This is a genomic window from Marinobacter sp., from assembly GCF_052094685.1.
Taxonomy (GTDB): Bacteria; Pseudomonadota; Gammaproteobacteria; order Pseudomonadales; family Oleiphilaceae; genus Marinobacter.
Genome location: NZ_JBQDKB010000169.1, coordinates 1 through 3,401, shown reverse-complemented (window position 1 = coordinate 3,401; position 3,401 = coordinate 1). Strand labels below are relative to the sequence as shown.

Below are 3,401 nucleotides of genomic sequence, written 5' to 3'. Positions count from 1 at the left end.
CTAGTGCACCGGAAAGCAGGCCCGACACGATAATCAGGAGGTCTGCCTGATCTTCACGCCAGGCACGCTTGCGAAGCGAGTCCACACCAAAAAATCCGGTAACCGCACCATTTACCCGAACCGGCACGCAAAACATGGAGCAAACACCCTGCTGCTCCAACATGTCTCGTTCAGGCCCGAGGGGCATTTGTGTAAGATCTTCAACAAAAATGATCCGGTTATCACTCACCATCTCGGAAATTTTTTCGTGCCACCATTCAAAGCCATCTATCAATACATTGCGCTGCTCATCAATAAGAGGCAGTACGCCGGGCGAACACCATTCGTGGGTGTTATCCATGATTTGATAGTCGGATGAGAACTCATACAAGTAAGCCCGGTCTACATCGAAAAATCCTCCGATTGCCTTCAACAATTCGCGAATGCTCTCGTCAATGGCACCGAAACCCAAGGTAATGAATTCAGTCGACAGCCTTGCGATAAGCTTTTGAAAAGTCGCCTGAAAAGCAGACTCCGCCTCGCTCTCCCTGAACGTACGTTCGAGATTTTTGTAGTGCTGAATGTTGTGAATCTGACCATACCAGATGGTGCTTCCGTCGGCCTGTCGCTCAGGCTTGGAATGCGCCTCAAACCATTCAAAATGCCCTGCGTTCACCCTTAAGCGAGCCTGATACCGCCAAGGTGTGAGCGCCATAGCAGAATCCGCAATGCTTGCAGATACACCTTCTAGGTCGTCCGGATGAATCGCGGAAAATATCGCATCTGCATTTTCCCGCAACTCGTTGGCGTTAATACCCAGAATGTCTTGCACCTGATCGCTAACAAACAGGTACCGGTGGAACTCACCATCGGCACTGAGCCAATAGGTACTGAGGATACCGGGAATGCCCGAAGCCAGCTTTCTGAAAAAGTAATCAGGATCTACAAGTGGCTCCATTTCGCCGGACTGCTTTCTCATGAACCACTCCCTGTCCTTGAACCCACACCACCATAAAAGTGTAGCCCACAGCGCCTCACGGGGCCATTCGGCCCTCCGGCCAACATTTGCCGTATGGCTTGTCGCCCCGGTTTTGACCAAGTGATACCATACTTTTCACTGCGCCCTATACTCCACTCAAACGCCCGACTACTTCCAGGAGATCACTCAGTGAGCGAAGCCACCGAAAATAAGCCGAGTTCAAGCCCAGCTAAAGCCATAGCTATCGGTATCGTTGTGCTTCTGGTTGCTAGGCTGGATGCATTAACAGGCTGGCGAGGAGCACAAAGTTGAAAATCGACAATTCTAACCGAGTTACAATCCCTAAAAAACTGAGTAACCTGGCAGAATATGAGTTGAAATACTGCGAATGGAATCGAATATGAAATACATAGGCAGGACAGCCTTAATCATCGTACCAAGTCTCTCAGCAATCTACATTTTAGTAGATGCCGGATACTTCGTATTCGGTATCATGCGCTCTTCTCTGGCAAACGGAGCCGGCCATGATGGACCGCACCTCGCAATCCGATTCTGATCCCTCAGCATCCGAACCACCACACAGCTCACTGCTTTCCCGTGAATGGCAGGCATTCTGGCTGGCCATTGGCTTTCTCACCCGCATTCCCATGCTGGTGCGTATTGATTACTCCCAGAAACTGATGAACCAGTGCAGCATCTATTTCCCGCTGGTGGGTTTGTTTCTAGGTGCGCTGTATGCCGGGTTATTCGCGCTTCTCAGCCTGGCATGGAGTCCGCTTTCCTGTGTGTTGCTGGTGCTGTGCTTTCACTTGTTTATTACCGGCTCCTTCCATGAAGACGGCCTTGCAGACAGCGTGGATGCACTGGGCGGCGGCTATACTGTTGAGAAACGCTTGGAGATCATGAAAGACAGCCGCATAGGTACCTACGGCACCGTGGCTCTGGTGATGGCTCTTGGTCTGAAGGCTGCGCTTCTGGTGGATGCCCAAAGCATCTGGCTGGCGCTGTTGGTAACGCCTGCGATAAGCAGATTGGCGCCCTTGTTGCTGATGATCCTTCTGCCCTATGTAACCGACCCGGATAAAAGCAAAAGCAAACCGGTAGCGGAAGATTTTTCACGCAAGCGTTTGCTGGTTAGCTGCCTGTTTACCGCGTTGGTCGCTCTCATTTTCAGCCTGTGGTTGCCAGGTCTATGGTTGGCCGCATTTACTGCAATCATTACCATCGTGTTGCTGTGGGGCGGGTATCTGCAGCGGCAGCTAGGCGGCTACACTGGCGACGCGCTCGGGGCCAGTGTGGTGTTCTGTGAGTTAGTGCTGTTATTGGGGATATAAGCCCGACACAAGTGAGGCAAAACATGAGCTTTAAACGCTGGAAACTGATTATTTCGGGGCGTGTTCAGGGCGTATGCTACCGCGCCTCTGCGCAGGCTCAGGCAAACGAACTCGACATTGTGGGGTACAGCCGAAACCTTCCTGATGGCAATGTAGAGATTGTTGCTGAAGGCAGCGAAAACCAGCTCAAAAAGCTCGAATCCTGGTGCCGAGAAGGCCCTCCAGCGGCTTCTGTAAGCTCAGTAGAGGTCGAAAAACAGGACGTGACCGGTGAGTTTTCCAGTTTCGGAATCCGACGCTGACTAGCGTTCAACCCTCCACCGAGCACGACAAAATGCGCGATAACTGGCTGTATGGCAGACCTGTTTTCTGGTGCCAGCCAGTAAAAGCCGCCTGCGCTTGTTGCAGCCCTTTTTTACTCGTTGGCGAGGCGTCCAGAAGACCGGCGAGGCGCAGGCCCGCAACCACATCGTGGGACAAAATAAAGCCATCCCAGCCTACAATGCGCAGAAAATACTGCGCGCTGTTGCCGCCCAAGCGGGAGCCGTGGCGTTTCAGCCATAACAACAAACCGGCCTCGTCTTCCGACGGCCACTGGCTCAAAAAGGCCCCGAAACTGCCGTGTTCATGCACCGCATCCATAATCATGCGGGCGTTTTCTGGCACCGTGCGAATTTTTTGCAGATTGCGCACAATGCGCTCATCCCGGGCCAGGTCCTCCAAAACGTCTGGCGGTACTTGCTGCCAGTACGCAGGCACAAACCCCTGAAAGGCCGCCTCAAAGCCCGGCCATTTGTTGTCGATTACCCGCCACACGAAACCGGCTTTGAACACACAGCGGGTGATTTCTGCAAGATAGCGATCATCCGTTCGCGCCTTCAACTCGGCAGCAGGTGGCAACTGCGGTAGCAACGCGTTTAGTTCTGCCACACCGCCTTTGCGGGCGATGGCGCGTTCGTGGATATCTGAAAAGCGCATAGTGTCTCGTCTTTGAAGTTTTGGTGAGCTTGCTAATAATAAATGTCGTATTTGGATCAATATTGACTTATATCAATTCTAGCAGCCTGTCGGACTTAACCAAGCAGTATCGACATGAGATAATCGGGGCA

At 52.3% G+C, this 3,401-nt stretch carries 4 protein-coding genes; 2 read left to right on the top strand and 2 right to left on the bottom strand.

The annotated features are described in order from the left end of the window. A partial coding sequence (locus tag ACTH3S_RS18175) for a GAF domain-containing protein (RefSeq protein WP_441810417.1) occupies positions 1-958 on the bottom strand: 958 nt, incomplete at its 3' end. A 524-nt stretch (positions 959-1,482) separates the two neighbouring features. Between ACTH3S_RS18175 and cobS the strand changes: the two genes are divergently transcribed. Together cobS and ACTH3S_RS18165 are read left to right on the top strand one after the other, a co-directional pair. Further along, the gene (gene cobS / locus ACTH3S_RS18170; RefSeq protein WP_441810416.1) at positions 1,483-2,292 is read left to right on the top strand and encodes an adenosylcobinamide-GDP ribazoletransferase; all 810 of its coding nucleotides are present in this window, start codon (positions 1,483-1,485) and stop codon (positions 2,290-2,292) included. A gap of 23 nt (positions 2,293-2,315) precedes the next feature. Continuing rightward, positions 2,316-2,594, top strand: coding sequence for an acylphosphatase (locus ACTH3S_RS18165; protein WP_441810415.1), 279 nt, complete (start codon positions 2,316-2,318; stop codon positions 2,592-2,594). 7 nt (positions 2,595-2,601) lie between these two features. Here ACTH3S_RS18165 and ACTH3S_RS18160 read toward each other — a convergent pair whose 3' ends face one another. Continuing rightward, positions 2,602-3,270: a DNA-3-methyladenine glycosylase I gene (locus ACTH3S_RS18160; RefSeq protein WP_441810414.1), complete on the bottom strand. Its 669-nt coding sequence runs from the start codon at positions 3,268-3,270 to the stop codon at positions 2,602-2,604. Positions 3,271-3,401 lie beyond the last annotated feature (131 nt).